The sequence below is a fragment of the Bacillus inaquosorum KCTC 13429 genome, assembly GCF_000332645.1.
GTDB classification, from domain to species: Bacteria; Bacillota; Bacilli; order Bacillales; family Bacillaceae; genus Bacillus; species Bacillus inaquosorum.
The window spans coordinates 39,886-59,699 of record NZ_AMXN01000011.1; the positions used below are offsets into that span (position 1 = coordinate 39,886).

Below are 19,814 nucleotides of genomic sequence, written 5' to 3' on the forward strand. Positions count from 1 at the left end.
TCCCCTACAGGTAAGTGAAGATTACTTAACTTCTACAGAAGCGCCAACTTCTTCAAGTTTAGCTTTAAGCTCTTCAGCTTCTTCTTTAGCAATACCTTCTTTAAGTGGTTTTGGAGTGTTGTCAACAAGTTCTTTAGCTTCTTTCAAGCCAAGACCAGTGATTTCACGTACAACTTTGATAACTTTGATTTTTTGAGAACCTGCACCAGCAAGGATAAGGTCGAATTCGCTTTGCTCTTCAGCAGCTCCGCCTGCAGCAGCTCCGCCAGCTACAGCTACAGGAGCAGCAGCAGTTACGCCAAATTCTTCTTCGATTGCTTTTACTAGGTCGTTCAATTCAAGTACAGTTGCTTCTTTAACGGAAGCAATGATTTCTTCGATATTTAAAGCCATTTGTAATTCCTCCATTTTGTTTTAATTTATGAAAAACTGATTAGATTAAGCGCCTTGTTCTTCCTTTTGTTCTGCCACAGCTTTTGCAGCAAGAGCAAAGTTGCGAACTGGAGCTTGAAGTACGCTAAGCAACATAGAAAGCAAGCCTTCGCGTGATGGAAGTTCAGCAAGAGCTTTCACTTCTTCAACAGTAGAAACTTTACCTTCGATAACGCCAGCTTTGATTTCAAGAGCTTCGTGATTTTTAGCGAACTCATTAAGAACTTTAGCCGGAGCGACAACATCTTCAGTGCTGAATGCGATCGCGTTCGGTCCAGTTAAGAAATCATTCAAACCATTAAGCTCAGCTTGTTCAACCGCACGGCGAGTCATCGTATTTTTGTAAACTTTGAACTCAACGTTAGCTTCGCGAAGCTGTTTACGAAGTTCTGTTACTTCAGAAACGTTAAGTCCGCGATAGTCAACGATGATCGTTGATTTACTTTCTTTCAGTTTAGAAGCAATTTCTTCAACAACAACTTTTTTTGTTTCAATTGCGCTGCTCATGGTTACACCTCCTGTAGATTCTTGTGTAACACTTATACCGTTAGGTGATCACGACTGAGACGACGGATTCCATATAAAAAGCCTCCATGAGACATGGAGGCTGTATATACAAGCATACGTAACGTAATAGCTGTGATAATATACACCTCGGTAGGATAATTAAGCGGTTAGGCCCCTACTGTCTACGGTATAAATGATATTCTATTTTACAACATTTTGAATCATATCAGAATGTTGATGTCATGTCAATATTATTTTACGTTAAAAGTTGAAGAGTCTACTTTGACACCAGGTCCCATAGTAGATGTTACAGCAACGTTTTTCACGTAAACGCCTTTTGCTGCAGCAGGTTTAGCTTTCAGGATTGTATCGTACATTGTTGTGAAGTTCTCAACAAGTTTTTCATCCTCGAAAGAAACTTTACCGATAGGAACATGAATGTTTCCAGCTTTATCAACGCGGTATTCAACTTTACCAGCTTTGATTTCGCCAATTGCTTTTTCAACTTCGAAAGTAACTGTACCAGTTTTAGGGTTTGGCATTAAACCTTTTGGTCCAAGTACACGACCGATTTTACCAACTTCACCCATCATGTCAGGTGTAGCTACGATTACATCGAAATCGAACCAGCCTTGTTGAATTTTGTTGATGTAGTCAGTATCGCCAACGTAATCTGCACCAGCAGCTTCAGCTTCTTTCGCTTTTTCGCCTTTTGCGAAAACGAGAACGCGCTGAGTTTTACCAGTTCCGTTTGGAAGCACAACTGCTCCACGGATTTGCTGGTCGTTTTTACGAGGGTCAACCCCAAGACGGAAAGCCACTTCAACTGTAGCGTCGAATTTAGCTGTGTTTGTTTTTTTAACGAGAGCTACTGCTTCAGAAACGTCGTAAGCTTTTGAACGATCTACAAGCTTAGCAGCTTCAACGTACTTTTTACCTTTTTTAGCCATTTTAAAATTTCCTCCTTATGTGGTTATAGCGGAATAACCTCCCACGAATAAGGGTTGCGAACTTGTTAAAACTCGCAACCCGACAAGAAACAAATTAATCCTCGATTACAATACCCATACTGCGGGCAGTACCTTCAACCATGCGCATTGCCGCTTCAACGTCTGCTGCGTTTAAGTCAGGCATTTTCGTTTCAGCGATTTCGCGTACTTTATCGCGCTTAACGGTTGCCACTTTATTACGGTTTGGTTCACCAGAACCAGACTCAATTCCAGCCGCTTTTTTAAGCAATACTGCAGCAGGTGGAGTTTTTGTAATAAATGTAAATGAACGGTCTTCGTAAACCGAAATTTCAACAGGAATGATTAAACCAGCTTGGTCAGCTGTACGAGCGTTAAACTCCTTACAGAATCCCATGATGTTAACACCGGCTTGACCAAGTGCAGGTCCAACTGGTGGTGCTGGGTTAGCTTTTCCAGCAGGAATTTGCAATTTTACAACTTTTACTACTTTTTTAGCCACGAGACACACCTCCTTAAGTCCGTGATGTGGTAATAGGGTAAACCCTCCCACTCAAGGTTTCATTCTTTATATGAATGACGAAATATCAAGCTAGTTGCCTTGGATAAGTCCAAGACGTACCTTTGCTATATTATCATTTATATATAGCAATTTCAAGTTTTTTCACATTACAATTTATCGATTTGGGTAAATTCCAGCTCAACCGGTGTTTCACGGCCAAACATATTAACGAAAACTTTGACCTTGCTTTTATCATAATCAATCTCTTCAATTGATCCAGTAAAGTTGGCAAAAGGTCCGTCTATCACTTTCACTGTCTCTTTCAGTTCAAAGTCAATGTCAGTTTTGCGTTCGTCCATGCCCATTCTCTTCAGAATGGTTTCTGCTTCGCCTGGAAGAAGCGGCGTCGGTTTTGAACCAGAGCCGGCAGATCCTACGAATCCAGTAACGCCCGGCGTGTTGCGGACAACATACCAAGAGTCGTCTGTCATTACAATTTCTACAAGCACATAACCAGGGAATACTTTCTTTTTCACGACTTTTTTCTTGCCGTTCTTGATATCCGTTTCTTCTTCTTCAGGTACAACTACACGGAAAATTTTATCCTGCATCCCCATTGATTCAACACGTTTTTCCAAGTTGGCTTTTACTTTATTCTCATAACCAGAGTACGTGTGAACAACATACCAATTCTTTTCCATTCTCTTCAGGACTGTCCAGTCCTTCCCTCCCCGCATTTGGTTTTTGTGAATTACCAATAACGCTTCAAGCAAAAAATAGGCGGCAAGCCTATGATAACTTTCATTTTAAGCCACAATAAAAAACCCGCTGAACGGGTTTTGGCAAGTGATATTATGATCTATTATAGCACGTATTGCTGATCATTATTCAACTATTAAACGAATTAATTGAGAAATTCCTGTGTCAAGGAGGGCAAAAAAGATAACAAAAAAGATAACTGTTGAAATCACCGTAATGGTATAACGCGTTAACTCTTTTCCTTTAGGCCAGCTTACCTTTTTCATTTCTTTCCCAACATCTTTAAAGAATCTCATAATACGCATGTAAAAGACCTCCACAATTTAAAAGCGCAAAAACTATTTTGTTTCAAGATGAGCTGTATGTGAATTGCAAGTACTGCAGTATTTCTTTACTTCTAATCGCTCAGCCGCTGATGCAGAGCTCTTCATTGTCGTATAATTACGGTTTCCGCATGTCTTGCATGCTAGCGTAATCTTTTTTCTCATGTCATTACACCTTTTTCTAAATAGACATTATCTTTATCTTTAGTAACATATCATAGTCAGAAAAATACTGTCAATATAACATAAATCCCTATTACAAACTGATTTCGCGAATTTCCAAGTACTTCTCCAGCTTGCGTTTCACACGCTGAAGGGCATTGTCAATCGATTTCACATGTCGGTTCAGTTCATCGGAAATCTCTTGGTAACTTCTTCCGTCGAGATATAAGACGAGTACTTTTCTCTCTAAATCACTTAATAGTTCTCCCATTTTCATTTCAATATCATCAAATTCTTCCTGATTGATGATCATTTCTTCAGGATTTAAGGTTTTCGCTCCTGAAATGACATCAAGCAGCGTTCGGTCTGATTCTTCATCAAAAATCGGTTTATCTAATGAGACGTAGGAATTCAAAGGAATGTGTTTCTGGCGAGTAGCTGTCTTTATTGCGGTAATAATTTGGCGGGTAATACATAATTCTGCGAAAGCTTTGAATGAGGTAAGCTTGTCCTCTTTGAAGTCACGAATAGACTTATAGAGGCCTATCATACCTTCCTGAACAATATCCTCTCTGTCCGCTCCTATTAAAAAATAGGATCTTGCTTTTGCCCGAACAAAGTTTCGGTACTTCGTAATCAAGTAATCTAACGCATCACTGTCCCCAACATGAACCTTTTCAATGACCTGCTCGTCCTCCAACTGGCAAAACTGCTCTTTGTTGAATTTTCCCTTGTTGTTCTGTAGATTCACTCCGATCCCCCCGGCGCACGTAGATAGAAATATTATACAGTATTGGGCAAAAAAGCGTCAACTTAATCTAAGTCTCCCCGCCTCCACTTTTCAAACGTTTTCAAAACCTCTTCCGATAAAGCAATTTTACCCGCCGGCTTTTCGGAAGTGATTTTTCTTACTCGTCTTTCTATTCGCCTTTCAATCGCCTCTACCTCTCTCAAAAGCTCCCGGGCCGATTTCCGCAATGCCCCCTGTCCGAAAATCGCCCACTGCTCAGTGTAGTCAGATGTCGCAACGTGAATTTGAGTCGCGACATTATTCAAAGCCTGAGCAAGCTTTTCTATCCGCTCATCAGCCGTCTCATTTTCTTTTGTAAAAATCACTTCAACTCTGTGGTTGGTGTGTTTTTTCTCAAGCCCTTTTACGAGATGCGCGTCAAAAACAACAATAACCCTGTTTCCTGTATACGATTGATATTCCGCCATTTTCTGAATCAGTACGTCTCGCGCCTCTTCAAAACTGTTCGCTTTTAAATCCTTCAGCTGCGGCCAGGCTCCAATCATGTTGTATCCGTCTACTAACAGGATATCCATGGGTCTTTATTCTCCCAGAGGGTTTCGTTTCCGGTAGACTTCATACATCAAAAGACCAGCCGCAACAGATGCATTCAGTGAAGTTACCTTTCCGGCCATCGGGAGTTTAATGAGAAAATCACACTTTTCTTTAACAAGACGGCCCATCCCTTTTCCTTCGCTTCCGATGACTAAAGCCAAAGGCATGTTGCCGTCCATATTGCGGTAATCCTCACGCGCGGATGCATCCGTTCCGACAACCCAGATACCCCGCTCTTTCATTTCTTCTAACGTCCGCGCCAAATTGGTGACTCTTACTACAGGAATGTGCTCAATTGCCCCTGTTGAAGCTTTTGCCACTGTTGTTGTCAGCCCGACAGCTCTCCGTTTTGGAATCACGATGCCATGGGCGCCGACCGCATCAGCTGTTCTCATAATGGAACCGAGATTATGAGGGTCTTCAAGCTCGTCCAGAATGAGGAAGAAAGGCTGTTCATTTCTTTCTTCGGCCGCTTTATATAAATCGTCCAGTTCCGCATACTCATACGCTGCAACCTGTGCCACTACGCCTTGATGCTGCCCTGTCACCATTTGATCGAGTTTTTTTCTCGGGACATACTGAATCGTGATACCCTGCTTTTTCGCAAGCTCAATCACCTGCTGTGCTTGTCCCTTTACGGTGTTTTCCGCCATCCACAGCTTATACAGCTTACGATCTGATTTTAACGTCTCGATCACTGCATTTTTCCCTATGACGTAATCATGTTGCTGACTCATTTGTTTTCCTCCCTGACGTCCCGAATTGTATAGCTTCGGCAACGAGCTGACTAAGTCTTTCCTCTTTTTTCTCTAGAAAAAGGTAGCCCAGCAGCGCTTCAAATGCTGTACTGTAGCGGTACGTCTGAACATCTGTATTTTTAGGTGTCGTTCCCGACTTTGCATTTCTGCCTCTTTTCAGCACCGCTTCCTCTTCTTCCGTAAAAAATGATTGATCCTGCAGAAAGAATAGGATCTCAGCCTGTGACTTTGCCGAAACGATCCGGCTTGATTTCTTATGAAGATCATTTGGTTTGGTAAAACCCTGCTTAAGCAGGTGATGCCTGACATACACTTCAAAAATGGCATCACCTATATAAGCAAGCGCAAGACCGTTAAGCTGCTTTGAATCTTTTATCGTTTCAAAATCAAGCATCCGTTATTCTCCCCGTTTCCAGCGAGTGCCTTGAGCTGTATCTTCAAGAATGATATTCATGCTTTTCAGCTGGTCGCGGATCTGATCTGACAATGCAAAATCGCGATTCCGGCGCGCTTCATTTCTTTTTTCGATTAAGTCTTCAATCTCTTGATCGAGTAGTTCCTGCTCACCCAATGAAAACCCGAGGACAGACACAATGCGGTCAAACATCTCAATAAACGCCTTAATCACATGATCAGCCGTATGATCTTTCTGAAGGTAGTAATTGGCATGCTTCGCTAAGTCGAACAGGACAGAAATGGCATTCGCCGTATTAAAATCATCGTCCATCGCTTCTTCAAATGCTTTGCGTTGCTCTTCAACTTTCTCCAGCCATTGACCGTCATCTTCCGTTAAATTCGTGCTGCTGTTCAGACGGTGCTGAAGGTTGCTGTACGCTGTTTTTAAACGGTTAAATGCGCTTTTTGTATTCTCAAGAAGCTCTTCTGAATAGTTAATCGGATGACGATAATGAACAGAAAGCATAAAGAATCTCAAAAGCTGCGGATCATGCTGTTTAATGATGTCATGCACAAGCACAAAGTTGCCCAGTGATTTTGACATTTTTTCATTATCAATATTGATATAGCCATTATGGAGCCAGTACTTCGCAAATGTTTTGCCTGTCAGCGCCTCAGATTGCGCAATCTCGTTTTCATGGTGAGGGAAGGTTAAATCCTGTCCGCCCGCATGGATATCAATCTGGTCACCCAGATACTTTTTGACCATCGCTGAGCATTCAATGTGCCAGCCCGGACGTCCTTTTCCCCAAGGGCTATCCCAAGAGATTTCTCCTTCTTTCGCCGCTTTCCACAGTGCAAAATCAAGAGCATCTTCTTTTTTCTCGCCAACCCGGATGCGTGCACCTGATCTCAGTTCATCAATTGATTGCTGAGAAAGCTTACCGTATCCTTCAAATGCTCTTGTTTTGAAATAAACGTCACCTTCTGATTCATAAGCGTAACCCTTTTTCACGAGCTGATCTACGAATTCGATAATCGCATCCATGTTTTCCATCACTCGCGGATGAAGGTCGGCTTTTCGGCAGCCGAGCGCCCCTACATCTTCAAAGTATGCTTTAATAAAACGATCTGAAATGGTAGGTACATCCTCACCGAGTTCATTTGCCGCTTTAATTAATTTATCGTCTACATCTGTGAAGTTAGAGACATACTGCACATCATAGCCTTTATACTCCAGATAGTTTCGAATCGTATCATAAACGATAGCCGGACGCGCGTTCCCGATGTGAATGTAATTGTAAACCGTAGGTCCGCACACGTACATTTTCACTTTCCCCTCTTCTAGAGGAACGAATGTTTCCTTCTGTCTAGTCAATGTATTATAAAGAGTGATTGTCATTTTTGATTGATCCTTTCTTTTCTGTCTTCAAGTTCTGCCTTCAGCTCTAAAATCTGCTGTTCCAATGACTTAAAGCGATCAGCAACCGGATCGGGCAAATCCTGATGGTTTAAATCGCGTCTTACTTTTTTGCCATTTCGTACAACGACCCGTCCAGGAATGCCGACAACTGTTGAAAAATCAGGAACATCGTGCAACACTACTGAACCAGCGCCAATCTTTGAGCCCTCACCGACGGTAATTGAACCGAGCACTTTAGCACCTGTGGCTATCAATGCGTCATCTTTAATCGTTGGGTGCCTTTTTCCCTTTTCTTTCCCCGTTCCCCCGAGGGTAACCCCCTGAAAAACGGTTACGTTATTGCCGATTTCACATGTCTCCCCAATGACAACCCCCATACCGTGGTCTATGAAAAATCTTCTCCCGATTGTAGCGCCGGGGTGGATTTCTATCCCTGTAAAAAATCGGCTTACTTGAGATATAAGGCGTGCAAGGAAATAAAATTTTCGTTTATATAAAGCATGTGCAATCCGATGCGCCCATATAGCATGTAAACCGGAATAAGTTAAAATCACTTCAAAATAGCTTCTTGCTGCTGGATCTTGATCGAACACTGTATCAATGTCTTCTTTTAGCATTCTAAAAAACACATGCTTCCCCCCATTTCTCTATCTGATTTCCTCTTTACCCAATAAAAAAAGCGCCTCTGCATGAAAACATGACAGAGACGCTTTAACCGCGCGGTTCCACTCTGTTTGAAAAGCAGACTTCTGCTCTCCCAACTTCAGCCTGTAACGGCGGCGGCCGCCTTTGAATACTGATTTTGAAAAAACGTTCTTCAAAGGTCTTAAGGGCGCACTTCTAAAACCCGGCTCATGGATCTCTCTCAGCCAATGAAGATCCTTTCTGTAATGGCCTAAAGCTTTATACTCTTCCCTGTCAACAATCATCTATTTAGATGTTTTTTAAACGCTGAATTGCAGTCTCTTTACCGATCAATTCAATTGATTGCGGCAGTTCCGGACCGTGAGTTTGCCCTGTTACAGCAACACGGATCGGCATAAATAATTTTTTCCCTTTATGGCCAGTTTCTTTCTGCACTGCTTTGATCGATGCTTTGATGTTATCCGGAGTGAACTCCTCAAGCTCTTCAAGCTTCGCAGCGAATGTGCTGAGCACTTCAGGGACCTGTTCCTCTTCCAGAACAGCTTTTGCTTCTTGATTATACTCGATCTCATCCGTAAAGAACAAATCAGTCAGCTCAACAATTTCCGCACCGTAGCTTAATTGCTCATGATACAGGGAAATCAGTTTACGAACCCATTCTTGTTCTTCAGCAGTAAGCTCAGTGCCAACTTTGCCGGCTTTTTGCAAATGCGGCAGAGTCAGTTCAACAACCTGATCAAGATCCAGCTTCTTCACATATTGGTTGTTAACCCATTTTAGCTTATGCATATCAAACAAAGCTGGTGATTTAGATAAACGGTTTACATCAAAAATTTCAATAAACTGTTCTTTTGTGAATAACTCTTCTTCTCCAACCGGTGACCATCCAAGCAGGCCGATAAAGTTGAACAGCGCTTCCGGCAAGTAGCCAAGCTCTTTATACTGCTCAATGAATTGAATAATGGACTCATCGCGTTTGCTGAGCTTTTTACGGCTTTCATTTACGATCAGCGTCATGTGTCCGAACTGAGGAATATCCCATCCGAATGCTTGATAAATCATAATCTGTTTTGGTGTGTTAGAAATATGATCCTCACCGCGCAATACGTGTGTCATTTTCATTAAGTAGTCATCAATAGCTACCGCGAAGTTGTAGGTCGGCGTTCCGTCCTTTTTCACAATAACAAAGTCGCCAATGCCATCTGATTCGAAAGAAATCTCGCCTTTTACGATATCGTTGAAGGCAATCACTTTTCCTTCCGGCACTCGGAAACGAATACTTGGCTTTCTGCCTTCAGCAATAAATTTATCCTGTTCTTCTTGAGTCAGATTTCTGTGTTTTCCGGAATAACGCGGCATTTCTCCGCGGGCAATCTGCTCTTCACGCTCTTTTTCAAGCTCTTCTTCCGTACAGTAACATTTATAAGCAAGCCCTTTTTCAAGAAGCTCTTCATAGTACACTTTATAGATATCGTTACGCTCTGACTGACGGTATGGGCCGTACTCACCGCCGACATCCACACTCTCATCCCAGTCAATACCAAGCCATTTCAGATAATTCAACTGGCTTTGTTCTCCACCCTCAATGTTGCGCTTTTTATCAGTGTCCTCAACACGAATAATAAACTTACCGCCTTGATTGCGGGCAAATAAATAATTAAAAAGCGCCGTTCTGGCATTTCCAATATGCAAATGTCCGGTTGGACTCGGTGCATAACGGACGCGTACTTCGTTTCCCATTTTCAAATACTTCCTTTCATGTCATGTATGGCCTCAGGCAAAAATGTATGAATCTATTCTACCACCAAATAGACCCGGCATCAAAACAAGTTAGCCTTTTTGTATCAGTACTGTCGCCTGAGCCGCTATTCCTTCCGCTCGGCCTGTAAATCCAAGCTTTTCTGTCGTTGTTGCTTTTACATTCACTTGAGAAACGTCTGCCTCGAGCCCTTCAGCGATTCTTTTTCTCATATCTTCTATGTACGGCAGCATCTTCGGCTTTTGCGCAATGATGGTGCAGTCAATGTTTCCAAGGACATACCCCTTCTGTTTCACGATCCCCCAGACATGCTGAAGTAATTTAAAAGAGTCAGCGTCCTTGAACTCAGGATCAGTGTCAGGAAAATGCTTGCCGATGTCGCCTTCTCCCACAGCTCCCAAGCATGCGTCAGCGACAGTATGAAGCAATACGTCTGCATCAGAATGGCCGAGCAGCCCTTTTTCATACGGGATTTCAATTCCGCCAATGATCAGAGGACGGCCCTCCACTAATTGATGCACATCAAATCCTTGTCCAATTCTAAACATGTTTACTCCCACTTTCTGATTCCATGATAGCTTCAGCTGACGTCAAATCGTCTGGCGTCGTCAGCTTAATATTTGTATAGCTGCCTTCTACAACACGGACCGAACCGCCTTCCATCTGTTCAACGAGGCTGGCGTCATCCGTCCCTAAAAATCCCTTGTGCTCGGCCTCAGCGTGAGCTTTCATCAATAAAGAAAGACGAAAAGCTTGTGGCGTTTGGACAGCCCACAAGCTTGAACGTTCAATCGTCTCACTGACTTGTAAATCTTGAACGCGTTTAATCGTATCTTTTACCGGGACAGCAAGGATGGCCGCTCCTGTCTGTGCCGCTTCTGCGATCAGTTCGTCAATTTGTTCATGTTTTATAAAAGGGCGGGCGCCGTCATGTACAAGGACAATCTTTTCTTGCTTTACGGCTTTCAGCCCCTTATAAACACTGTGCTGGCGCTCATCTCCGCCTGCCACAAGCTCAATAGCGGTTTGAAACGGATAATCCGTCAGCAATTTCTGAAAGTGCTCCCGCTCGCGCTCGTTTATCACCAAAATAATTTTTTCGCACGGCCGGTGGCTGTCAAACACTCTTAACGTGTGAATGATCACCGGGTCTCCTTTCAGCTCAATGAACAGTTTATTTCTCCCTGCCTTCATCCGTTTTCCCTGTCCGGCTGCAGGAATGACCACATCATAACTCATTGTTTTTTCTCCCTTTACAGCGCCTTCTCCAACAGCTTGGGCTTAGCAAAAATCATTCGTCCCGCTGCTGTCTGCAGCACACTTGTAACGAGTACATCAATATGTTTGCCGATATAATTGCGTCCTTCTTCAACGACAATCATCGTACCGTCATCCAAGTAGGCAACTCCCTGATTATGCTCTTTCCCGTCCTTAATGACCTGAACATTCATTTCCTCGCCAGGAAGCACAACAGGCTTGACCGCATTGGCAAGGTCATTAATGTTTAATACTGCTACCTTTTGAAGCTCGCATACTTTATTTAAATTAAAATCATTCGTCACGACGACCCCGGATGTCAGCTTAGCGAGTTTGACGAGCTTGCTGTCAACCTCCTGAATATCTTCAAAGTCGCCTTCATAAATTTCAACTTCAATGTCTAGTTCTTTTTGAATGCGGTTCAGGATATCCAGACCGCGGCGTCCTCTGTTTCGTTTTAAAACATCTGAAGAGTCAGCAATGTGCTGCAATTCCTCAAGGACAAACTGCGGTATCACGATTATTCCCTCTAAAAAACCAGTCTGACAAATATCTGCTATTCTCCCATCAATAATAACACTTGTGTCCAAAATTTTCAGCTTCTTGTCCTGAACCTCATGTTCTTCATCGGCTGTTCCTTTTTTCTTTTGCATTCTGGCAGAAATAGAAAACAGGCTGATCAGTTCATCCTTTTTCTTAAAGCCTACCTGGAAGCCGAGATAACCGAGGAAGAACGCTAAAAATACAGGGATGATTGTGCTGAATATGCGGTAAGGTATATTGTCTAAAGGAATAACATTTACGATAAGATAAGCGATTATAAGTCCAAAAACCAGGCCAAGACTTCCAAATAACAAATCTGGAACCGGCGCTTTTAACAATGAATCCTCTATCCACTTCACCCAGTTCACAACGTAATCTGTACCCCATATACTGATGAGAAAAAAGATAATTGCACCTATTGCCGCAGACGTATATGCGTTAGTTATTAAAGGTATGTCCTGTATACTTAACAGTACAAACAATTCAGGTATTAAAAATATACCAACAACGCCGCCAAAGATAATGAAGAACGCCTGAACTATTCGTTTTAACATACCCCCACCTCCTTTTTAAACATTTTATTTCACAAGGTTTTATGCATCCTACGAATATCAGAATAAACAAAAACCAACATTTATATACCCGTATTCATAAGGTTTTAACCGAAATCACAGCTGTCTGTCTAAATAGTGCTTCTCTTGCAGGCGTTTTAAACCTTTTTTGATTTTTTGGGCTCGTACTTCACCGATTCCCTCTACTTCATCTAATTCTTCTGCACTCGCCTCAATAATCCTTGGGAGGACTCCAAATGCTTCTACAACATTTTCAACAATCGGCATCGGAAGACGCGGTATCTTATTTAACAGCCTGTATCCTCTAGGCAATACATAATCATCAAGATTTGTAGAAGCCGGATAACCGAGAAGCTTATAAACAATGGAATCATCCAGCAAATCATAACTGGACATATCCTGCAGCTCTTTCAAGAGAACAAATGGATCTTTAATCTTTTCTTTCACATAATCCTTAATAAATAAAGCGGCCTCTTCTTCCATATCCGTAATCAGTTCAATGACTTGCAGCTTAATCAAATGACCTTCTGTTCCCAGTTCCCTGATATACATGTTAATTTCATTTTTGATTCTCAATACCATTTCATAACGGTGCATCACAGACAGAACGTCGCTGAATGTAACAAGTTCCTCAAACTCTAAAGCATTCAATGCATTAATGGTTTTGTCCAGAATCGTTTTATATTTTTCAAGAGTTTGAATGGCTTGATTCGCTTTTGTTAAAATAAACCCTATGTCTTTTAGTGTATACTTCATGCTTTCCTGATATAACGTTATAACATTCCTTCTTTCAGAAATGGCGATCACAAGGCAGCCGGTCTGCTTAGCTACTCTTTCGGCGGTGCGGTGCCGCATTCCTGTTTCTGATGAAGAAATTGTGGCTTCAGGCATCAGCTGTGTATTGGCGTATAGGATCTTTTGACCAGAATCACTTAAAATGATCGCCCCATCCATTTTAGCCAGCTCATATAAATGTGCCGGAGAAAAAGCAGTGTTAATGTGGAAACCGCCATCCACAACTTCTTTTACTTTATCATTATATCCAACAACAATCAGACCGCCTGTATTTGCTCTCAGTACATTTTCGATTCCAGCTCTGAGCGGAGTACCCGGAGCAACAAACTGCAATATAGATGACAGGTCTAACTCGTGTTTCGCCCCTTTTTTCTCTTTTTCCATCTATTATCCTCCTAATGAAGTACGAAGCGCCTCTGCAACATTTGCTACTCCGATAACCTCAATCCCTTTTGGTTTTGTCCATCCATCCAGATTTGCCGCGGGTATGATCATGCGTTTAAAACCAAGCTTAGCCGCTTCTTTCACACGCTGTTCAATTCTTGAAACCCGCCGGACTTCTCCGGTTAATCCCACTTCTCCTATAAAACAATCTGCAGGATTTGGAGGTGTGTCTCTAAAGCTTGACGCAATACTGATCGCAATGGCAAGATCAATTGCCGGTTCATCAAGCTTAACGCCGCCGGCCACTTTCAAATAAGCATCCTGATTTTGCAGCAGCAGCCCAACTCTTTTTTCTAACACAGCCATTAACAGTGAAACCCTGTTATGGTCTATTCCCGTTGCCATACGCCGCGGATTGCCAAAGCTTGTTGGCGAGATGAGCGCCTGGATTTCAACGAGAATCGGTCTTGTGCCTTCCATAGAAGCAGTTATGCTCGAGCCTGCGGATCCCGCCGAGCGTTCTTCTAAGAAAATTTCTGAAGGATTCAAAACCTCAGTGAGTCCCTCTTCGCGCATTTCGAAAATGCCCATTTCGTTTGTAGATCCAAAACGGTTTTTTACAGCCCGCAAAATACGGAAAGTATGGTGACGTTCTCCTTCAAAATATAAAACAGTGTCAACCATATGCTCCAGCAGTCTAGGCCCTGCGATGGACCCTTCTTTCGTCACGTGCCCTACGATAAAAATCGGAATGCCTTTTGTTTTTGCAATTTTCATCAGCTCAGCCGTACATTCCCTGACCTGTGACACACTGCCGGGAGCTGATGTGATATCGCTTTGGTAAACCGTTTGAATAGAGTCAACAACGACAAACGCTGGATTCATCTCTTGTATAGCAGACGAAATATACTCCATATCGGTTTCAGATAAAACATGCAGCGACGGATTATTTATGCCGAGACGGTCTGCTCTCAGTTTCGTTTGTTTGACCGATTCTTCTCCCGAAATGTACAGCACACTGTTCGATGAATCTGATAATTGAGCGGAAACCTGCAGTAATAACGTTGACTTTCCGATACCGGGATCGCCGCCGATTAGAACGAGTGAACCTTTAACGACGCCCCCGCCGAGCACTCTGTTAAATTCGCCAAGCTGGGTTTTAACCCGGGGTTCTTCTGATGTTTCGATTGATGTAATAGGTGAAGGTTTCTGTACGGTTTGAACAGAATGAGAAAAAGCCGCTCTCCGATTGGCAGGTGCTTTTTTAATCATTTCTTCCACCATTGTATTCCAAGCACCGCATCCCGGACATTTCCCCATCCATTTTGGAGACTCGTAGCCGCAGGATTGGCAGATGAATTTCGATTTTGTTTTAGCCATATATAGTGTAAGACCTCTCCCTTGTTCTATTTCTTGATATGAAAGTGAGGCATACACTTACATGCTGTATGCCTCATTTCCGTCTCTATATTAATTCGTTTTAGCAGTCGTTTTTACGACAAATTCGCCATCTTCTACATCGAGAACAATATGCTGTCCTTTATGAATATTTCCTCTGAGGAGTTCTTCAGATAAACGGTCCTCGACATGTTTTTGGATAGCTCTTCTTAACGGACGTGCACCGTATTCCAGATCAACGCCCTCTTCCGCGACTTTCGCTTTTGCAGCTTCTGTCAATTCGATAGAAAGATCCTGTTCTTTCAGGCGTTTCGTTAATTGATCAGACATCAGTGACACGATTTCAGTCAGGTGTTTTTTCTCAAGTGAATGGAAGACGATGATTTCATCAATACGGTTGATGAACTCCGGCCTGAACGCACGTTTCAGCTCACCCATCACTTTATCTTTCATGTCTTTATGATTCTGCGTCTCATCCTGAACGTTAAAGCCGACATATTTATTGCGTTTCAGCTCACTTGCTCCGACGTTTGACGTCATAATTAAAATGGTATTCCGGAAATCGACTGTACGTCCTTTAGAATCAGTCAACCGCCCGTCTTCAAGAACTTGCAGAAGAATATTGAAAACATCAGGGTGCGCTTTCTCAATCTCATCAAGAAGCACGACAGAGTAAGGTTTTCTTCTGACTTTCTCTGTTAATTGGCCGCCTTCATCGTATCCTACGTATCCCGGAGGTGAACCGACAAGTCTTGAAGTTGAGTGTTTTTCCATGTATTCAGACATATCAATTCTGATCATGGCTTCTTCATCGCCGAAAATGGATTCAGCAAGTGCTCGCGCAAGCTCTGTTTTACCTACACCTGTAGGGCCTAAGAAAATAAATGAGCCGATTGGGCGTTTAGGGTCTTTTAACCCTGCTCTTGCACGTCTGACTGCTTTTGCAACAGCTACAACTGCTTCATCCTGACCGATGACACGAGAGTGAAGAATGCTTTCCATATTGAGAAGCTTATCTGTTTCAGTTTGGGCGATTTTAGATACAGGCACCCCAGTCCAGCTGGAAACAACCATCGCAATATCATCAACAGTAACCTCTGAGTTTTCCTGTCCTTGCTTCTCTTTCCATGATTTCTTCGTATCCTCTACTTGCTCGCGCAGGCGTTGCTCAGTATCACGCAAGGAAGCAGCTTTTTCAAACTCTTGGCTTTGCACTGCCGCATCCTTCTCTTTACGAACCTCATCAAGCTTCTGTTCAAGCTCTTTTAAGTTAGGCGGCGTTGTAAAGGAGCGCAGTCTCACCTTTGAACCCGCTTCATCGATCAAGTCAATTGCTTTATCCGGAAGGAAACGGTCAGAAATATATCTGTCAGAAAGCTTAACCGCAGCTTCAATGGCATCATCTGTAATTGATACACGGTGGTGAGCTTCATATCGGTCACGCAAGCCTTTTAAAATTTGAATACTTTCATCTGCAGACGGCTGATCAACCTGGATCGGCTGAAAACGGCGTTCCAACGCTGCATCTTTTTCAATATATTTTCGGTACTCATCGAGAGTCGTCGCCCCAATACATTGTAGCTCGCCCCGAGCAAGTGAAGGTTTTAAAATGTTAGATGCATCAATTGCACCTTCTGCTCCACCCGCTCCGATTAATGTATGGAGTTCATCGATGAATAGAATGATGTTTCCTGCCTGGCGAATTTCGTCCATGACCTTCTTCAGGCGATCCTCAAATTCTCCGCGGTATTTTGTGCCGGCAACCACTGTTCCCATGTCTAATGTCATTACGCGTTTATCACGCAAGATTTCGGGAACTTCGTTGTTGATAATTTGCTGTGCCAAACCTTCTGCAATCGCCGTTTTACCTACACCTGGTTCTCCAATGAGAACAGGGTTGTTTTTCGTTCTGCGGCTTAACACTTCGATTACACGCTGGATTTCCTTGCTTCTGCCGATGACAGGATCAAGACTGTCTTCCTTCGCAATAGCAGTTAAGTCTCTTGCCAAGCTGTCAAGCGTAGGCGTGTTTGCATTGCTGTTTGTTCCTGCCGCTGATGATCCTGTTTCATTGCTTCCAAGAAGCTGGAGCACTTGCTGTCTTGCTTTATTTAAGCTGACACCGAGGTTATTCAGGACTCTCGCAGCAACACCTTCTCCTTCGCGAATCAGACCAAGAAGAATATGTTCTGTTCCAACATAAGAATGACCAAGTTTTCTTGCCTCATCCATTGAAAGCTCAATGACTTTTTTAGCTCTTGGAGTATAATGAATCGTTTGAGACATTTCCTGTCCGCGCCCAATTAAACTTTCAACTTCTTTTTGTATTTTATCTGAACCAAGTCCAAGCGCTTGAAGAGCTTTAGCAGCAATGCCTTCTCCTTCTCGTACCAGTCCTAATAAAATATGCTCAGTGCCAATGTTATTATGACCTAAACGAAGTGCTTCTTCCTGTGCAAGCGCCAGTACTTTTTGAGCTCGTTCTGTAAATCTTCCAAACATCATATCGATTCATCCTCCTGTCTTTTCCCATTCATTTCTAAGTGAAGCCGTTCTCTGATGAGAGCCGCTCTTCGAATGTCCCTTTCGTTCGGACGCAAAGCGCCTCCCGAGTACTGCTGTAAAAATCCTGGCTGTGTCAAAATCATTAATTCGTTAAGTATGTTGCTTGAAAGTCCTTTAATAATGCCTAGGTCAATGCCTAACCGGACATCTGAAAGGCACTTTGCAGTTTCTTTCGATTCTATCATCCGGCAATTGGACAAGACCCCATAAGAACGATACACCTTATCCTCAAGTTCAATTTTAGAGGTTTGATAAAGCGCTTCTCGGGCAGATCGTTCTTGTTCAATCAGCTGGGCAGCAACACTGTTAAGGTCATCAACAATATCCTGCTCTGACTTACCAAGCGTGATCTGATTTGAAATTTGAAAGATATTCCCTACTGCTTCGCTGCCTTCCCCATAAATTCCTCTAACAACTAAGCCTAATTGATTAATTGCCGGTATAATTCGATTTATTTGCCTAGTTAAAACCAGTGCCGGCAGATGCATCATGACTGAAGCCCTTAGACCCGTACCTACATTTGTAGGACAGCTGGTTAAGTATCCTCTTTGTTCATGGAAAGCATAATCAACTTTTTCTTCAATCCAGTCATCGACTTGGTTTGCGGCTTTCATTGCTTCTAACAGCTGAAATCCAGGGAAAAGACACTGAATTCTAATATGATCCTCTTCATTTAACATGACGCTTACTTCCTCATTTTCAGAAAGCAAACAGCCACCAAAAGGAGACTCTGTCAGATTCGGACTGATTAGATGTTTTTCAACAAGTACACGCTTTTCTAGAGGCTGTGCATCATTCATTCTGATCAAAACGAATTTGCCGATTCCGGGAATATCTTGGTCTGAAAACTGATCTTCAAATTGCTGTATGATGGATGAGGCTTCTTCATTGGAATACCGCGTAGGGAACCGTATATGTTCAAAGTTCCTTGCTAAACGTATGCGGCTGCTGAGTACAATGTCACTTTCAGGTCCTTTCTGCTTCATCCAACTGCTTAGTGCGTCCTGAATAAAATGCTTTAGCGACATTACTCCTGTTCCTCCTCACTATCTGTACTTTTGAGTGATTGTTCTAATGAACGAATTTGATCTCTCACATGAGCTGCGTTTTCAAATTCTTCTTGATGGATTAAGGATTCTAATTCTTTTTTCAGCATGTCAATCTGCCGTCTGACATGAAGATTGCCGCCTATACGTTTCGGAATTTTCCCAGCATGCACAGTGTTTCCGCTGTGCACTTTACGTAAGATAGGTGTAATGTTGCTATGAAATGTTTTATAACATTCAGAACATCCAAAACGGCCGACTTTTCTAAATTGCTGAAAGGTCATTCCGCATTTCGGACAAGCAGATATTTGCTCCGAGTGACTGAACATTTGAGTTCCTGCATTTTGTAATGAAGAATCCATATTCAGCAAACCCGAAAGTAAATTATGAATAGAGAAACCATGATTTGCACTTATACCATATGAATCACTATTTTCTTTGGCACATTGTTCACAAATATGAACTTCTATTTTTTCTCCGTTAACAACCTTTGTAAAGTGAAAAGTGGCTGGTCTCTCGTGGCACTCTTGACAAATCAATCTTTTCACCCGCTTATTTTAATTTTAAAGAAGTCAGCATAGCCTTCATCATTCTGGCTCTTAATTCATCACGCTCAGGCAAGTCAATGTGTAAAACCGAGCGGTCCATCACGCTGACCATCATTTTTGCTTCTCTTTCTGAAATCACCTTGTCTTCTAATAGCCTTAAAATAATGTCATCAGAGGCTGCTTGAGACAAATGGATACCAATTTGAGAAATAATATTATTGATCAGGACAACTTCATTGTTCATTTTAATTTTAATGATTCTGATGTAACCGCCGCCCCCGCGTTTGCTCTCAACAATATATCCTCTTTCGCTTGTAAATCTGGTGTTGATGACATAATTTATTTGGGAAGGAACGCATTGAAATTTATCTGCAATTTCACTTCGTTTAATCTCTAAAATTTCCTTGCCATTTTGATCTAACACTCGTTTTAAATATTGTTCAATGATGTCAGAAATATTATGTCCCACTCAACCCCCTCCTTTACTGACTTTGACTATATTTGACTTTAATCTTACTATAAGGCGTTTCTCGAGAATTTTCAACTTTCTCGCTCTATCCTTTATTATTTCCATTTTCCCAGTCCATAAAACCTGATGTCGGTTTAAAATTCAGTGTAAAGTTATTATATTATACAATTAAATGAAATTTTATGATACCAATAAACCAGAATACAAAAAGGGCAGCTCATATGAGCTGCCCTTTTTTCACTTGCTTGGCGGCGTCCT

23 protein-coding genes and 2 other annotated features are annotated in these 19,814 nt (G+C 42.3%); all 23 genes read right to left on the minus strand.

Annotated elements, in window-relative coordinates:
- Positions 1-21 precede the first annotated feature (21 nt).
- Positions 22-393 carry a 50S ribosomal protein L7/L12 gene (rplL, locus tag BSI_RS00960; RefSeq protein ID WP_003156436.1) on the minus strand — a complete coding sequence of 124 codons (372 nt, stop codon included), beginning with the start codon at positions 391-393 and terminating at the stop codon, positions 22-24.
- 45 nt (positions 394-438) lie between these two features.
- Positions 439-939 (minus strand): 50S ribosomal protein L10, encoded by a 501-nt coding sequence (gene rplJ, locus BSI_RS00955; RefSeq protein ID WP_003242020.1) that lies wholly within the window; start codon positions 937-939, stop codon positions 439-441.
- 65 nt (positions 940-1,004) lie between these two features.
- Positions 1,005-1,145 (minus strand) — a sequence feature (ribosomal protein L10 leader region).
- Between the two features lie 45 nt (positions 1,146-1,190).
- Entirely contained in the window at positions 1,191-1,889 is a 699-nt protein-coding gene (gene rplA, locus BSI_RS00950) for a 50S ribosomal protein L1 (RefSeq protein ID WP_003242022.1), read from the minus strand.
- 94 nt (positions 1,890-1,983) lie between these two features.
- Complete coding sequence (gene rplK / locus BSI_RS00945; RefSeq protein WP_003156430.1) at positions 1,984-2,409, minus strand: 50S ribosomal protein L11; 426 nt, start codon at positions 2,407-2,409, stop codon at positions 1,984-1,986.
- A 167-nt stretch (positions 2,410-2,576) separates the two neighbouring features.
- Positions 2,577-3,110 carry a transcription termination/antitermination protein NusG gene (gene nusG / locus BSI_RS00940; RefSeq protein ID WP_003225764.1) on the minus strand — a complete coding sequence of 178 codons (534 nt, stop codon included), beginning with the start codon at positions 3,108-3,110 and terminating at the stop codon, positions 2,577-2,579.
- 183 nt (positions 3,111-3,293) lie between these two features.
- The gene (gene secE / locus BSI_RS00935) at positions 3,294-3,473 is read right to left on the minus strand and encodes a preprotein translocase subunit SecE (RefSeq protein WP_003242024.1); all 180 of its coding nucleotides are present in this window, start codon (positions 3,471-3,473) and stop codon (positions 3,294-3,296) included.
- Positions 3,474-3,506: 33 nt separating this feature from the next.
- Positions 3,507-3,656, minus strand: a complete 150-nt coding sequence (gene rpmG / locus BSI_RS00930; RefSeq protein WP_003156421.1) for a 50S ribosomal protein L33 — start codon at positions 3,654-3,656, stop codon at positions 3,507-3,509.
- 91 nt (positions 3,657-3,747) lie between these two features.
- Positions 3,748-4,404, minus strand: coding sequence for an RNA polymerase sporulation sigma factor SigH (sigH, locus tag BSI_RS00925; protein ID WP_003225758.1), 657 nt, complete (start codon positions 4,402-4,404; stop codon positions 3,748-3,750).
- Positions 4,405-4,466: 62 nt separating this feature from the next.
- Positions 4,467-4,979: a ribosome-dependent mRNA decay endonuclease Rae1/YacP gene (rae1, locus tag BSI_RS00920; protein WP_003242027.1), complete on the minus strand. Its 513-nt coding sequence runs from the start codon at positions 4,977-4,979 to the stop codon at positions 4,467-4,469.
- 6 nt (positions 4,980-4,985) lie between these two features.
- A complete protein-coding gene (rlmB, locus tag BSI_RS00915) occupies positions 4,986-5,735 on the minus strand; it encodes a 23S rRNA (guanosine(2251)-2'-O)-methyltransferase RlmB (protein WP_003242028.1) in 750 nt (249 codons plus the stop codon).
- Positions 5,719-6,150 carry a mini-ribonuclease 3 gene (locus tag BSI_RS00910; protein ID WP_003242030.1) on the minus strand — a complete coding sequence of 144 codons (432 nt, stop codon included), beginning with the start codon at positions 6,148-6,150 and terminating at the stop codon, positions 5,719-5,721. Before BSI_RS00910 ends, rlmB begins: the two co-directional genes overlap by 17 nt.
- Positions 6,151-6,153: 3 nt before the next feature.
- The gene (gene cysS / locus BSI_RS00905) at positions 6,154-7,554 is read right to left on the minus strand and encodes a cysteine--tRNA ligase (protein WP_003242032.1); all 1,401 of its coding nucleotides are present in this window, start codon (positions 7,552-7,554) and stop codon (positions 6,154-6,156) included.
- The gene (gene cysE, locus BSI_RS00900) at positions 7,551-8,204 is read right to left on the minus strand and encodes a serine O-acetyltransferase (protein ID WP_019257276.1); all 654 of its coding nucleotides are present in this window, start codon (positions 8,202-8,204) and stop codon (positions 7,551-7,553) included. The genes cysS and cysE overlap by 4 nt, the downstream gene beginning before the upstream one ends.
- Positions 8,205-8,274: 70 nt before the next feature.
- Positions 8,275-8,506 (minus strand) — a binding site (T-box leader).
- Between the two features lie 2 nt (positions 8,507-8,508).
- Complete coding sequence (gene gltX / locus BSI_RS00895; RefSeq protein WP_003242037.1) at positions 8,509-9,960, minus strand: glutamate--tRNA ligase; 1,452 nt, start codon at positions 9,958-9,960, stop codon at positions 8,509-8,511.
- 90 nt (positions 9,961-10,050) lie between these two features.
- The gene (gene ispF / locus BSI_RS00890) at positions 10,051-10,527 is read right to left on the minus strand and encodes a 2-C-methyl-D-erythritol 2,4-cyclodiphosphate synthase (RefSeq protein WP_003225745.1); all 477 of its coding nucleotides are present in this window, start codon (positions 10,525-10,527) and stop codon (positions 10,051-10,053) included.
- Positions 10,520-11,218: a 2-C-methyl-D-erythritol 4-phosphate cytidylyltransferase gene (gene ispD / locus BSI_RS00885; protein ID WP_003242038.1), complete on the minus strand. Its 699-nt coding sequence runs from the start codon at positions 11,216-11,218 to the stop codon at positions 10,520-10,522. Before ispD ends, ispF begins: the two co-directional genes overlap by 8 nt.
- Positions 11,219-11,232: 14 nt before the next feature.
- A complete protein-coding gene (locus BSI_RS00880) occupies positions 11,233-12,333 on the minus strand; it encodes a PIN/TRAM domain-containing protein (protein WP_003242040.1) in 1,101 nt (366 codons plus the stop codon).
- A gap of 114 nt (positions 12,334-12,447) precedes the next feature.
- Positions 12,448-13,530 carry a DNA integrity scanning diadenylate cyclase DisA gene (gene disA, locus BSI_RS00875; RefSeq protein ID WP_003242042.1) on the minus strand — a complete coding sequence of 361 codons (1,083 nt, stop codon included), beginning with the start codon at positions 13,528-13,530 and terminating at the stop codon, positions 12,448-12,450.
- A 3-nt stretch (positions 13,531-13,533) separates the two neighbouring features.
- Entirely contained in the window at positions 13,534-14,910 is a 1,377-nt protein-coding gene (gene radA, locus BSI_RS00870) for a DNA repair protein RadA (protein WP_003242044.1), read from the minus strand.
- Between the two features lie 90 nt (positions 14,911-15,000).
- The gene (gene clpC, locus BSI_RS23345) at positions 15,001-17,433 is read right to left on the minus strand and encodes an ATP-dependent protease ATP-binding subunit ClpC (protein ID WP_003242047.1); all 2,433 of its coding nucleotides are present in this window, start codon (positions 17,431-17,433) and stop codon (positions 15,001-15,003) included.
- The gene (gene mcsB, locus BSI_RS00860; protein ID WP_003242049.1) at positions 17,430-18,521 is read right to left on the minus strand and encodes a protein-arginine kinase McsB; all 1,092 of its coding nucleotides are present in this window, start codon (positions 18,519-18,521) and stop codon (positions 17,430-17,432) included. Before mcsB ends, clpC begins: the two co-directional genes overlap by 4 nt.
- Positions 18,521-19,078 carry a protein-arginine kinase activator protein McsA gene (gene mcsA, locus BSI_RS0121765; RefSeq protein WP_032732366.1) on the minus strand — a complete coding sequence of 186 codons (558 nt, stop codon included), beginning with the start codon at positions 19,076-19,078 and terminating at the stop codon, positions 18,521-18,523. The genes mcsB and mcsA overlap by 1 nt, the downstream gene beginning before the upstream one ends.
- Positions 19,079-19,091: 13 nt before the next feature.
- The gene (gene ctsR, locus BSI_RS00855) at positions 19,092-19,556 is read right to left on the minus strand and encodes a transcriptional regulator CtsR (protein ID WP_003242054.1); all 465 of its coding nucleotides are present in this window, start codon (positions 19,554-19,556) and stop codon (positions 19,092-19,094) included.
- Positions 19,557-19,814: the final 258 nt, after the last annotated feature.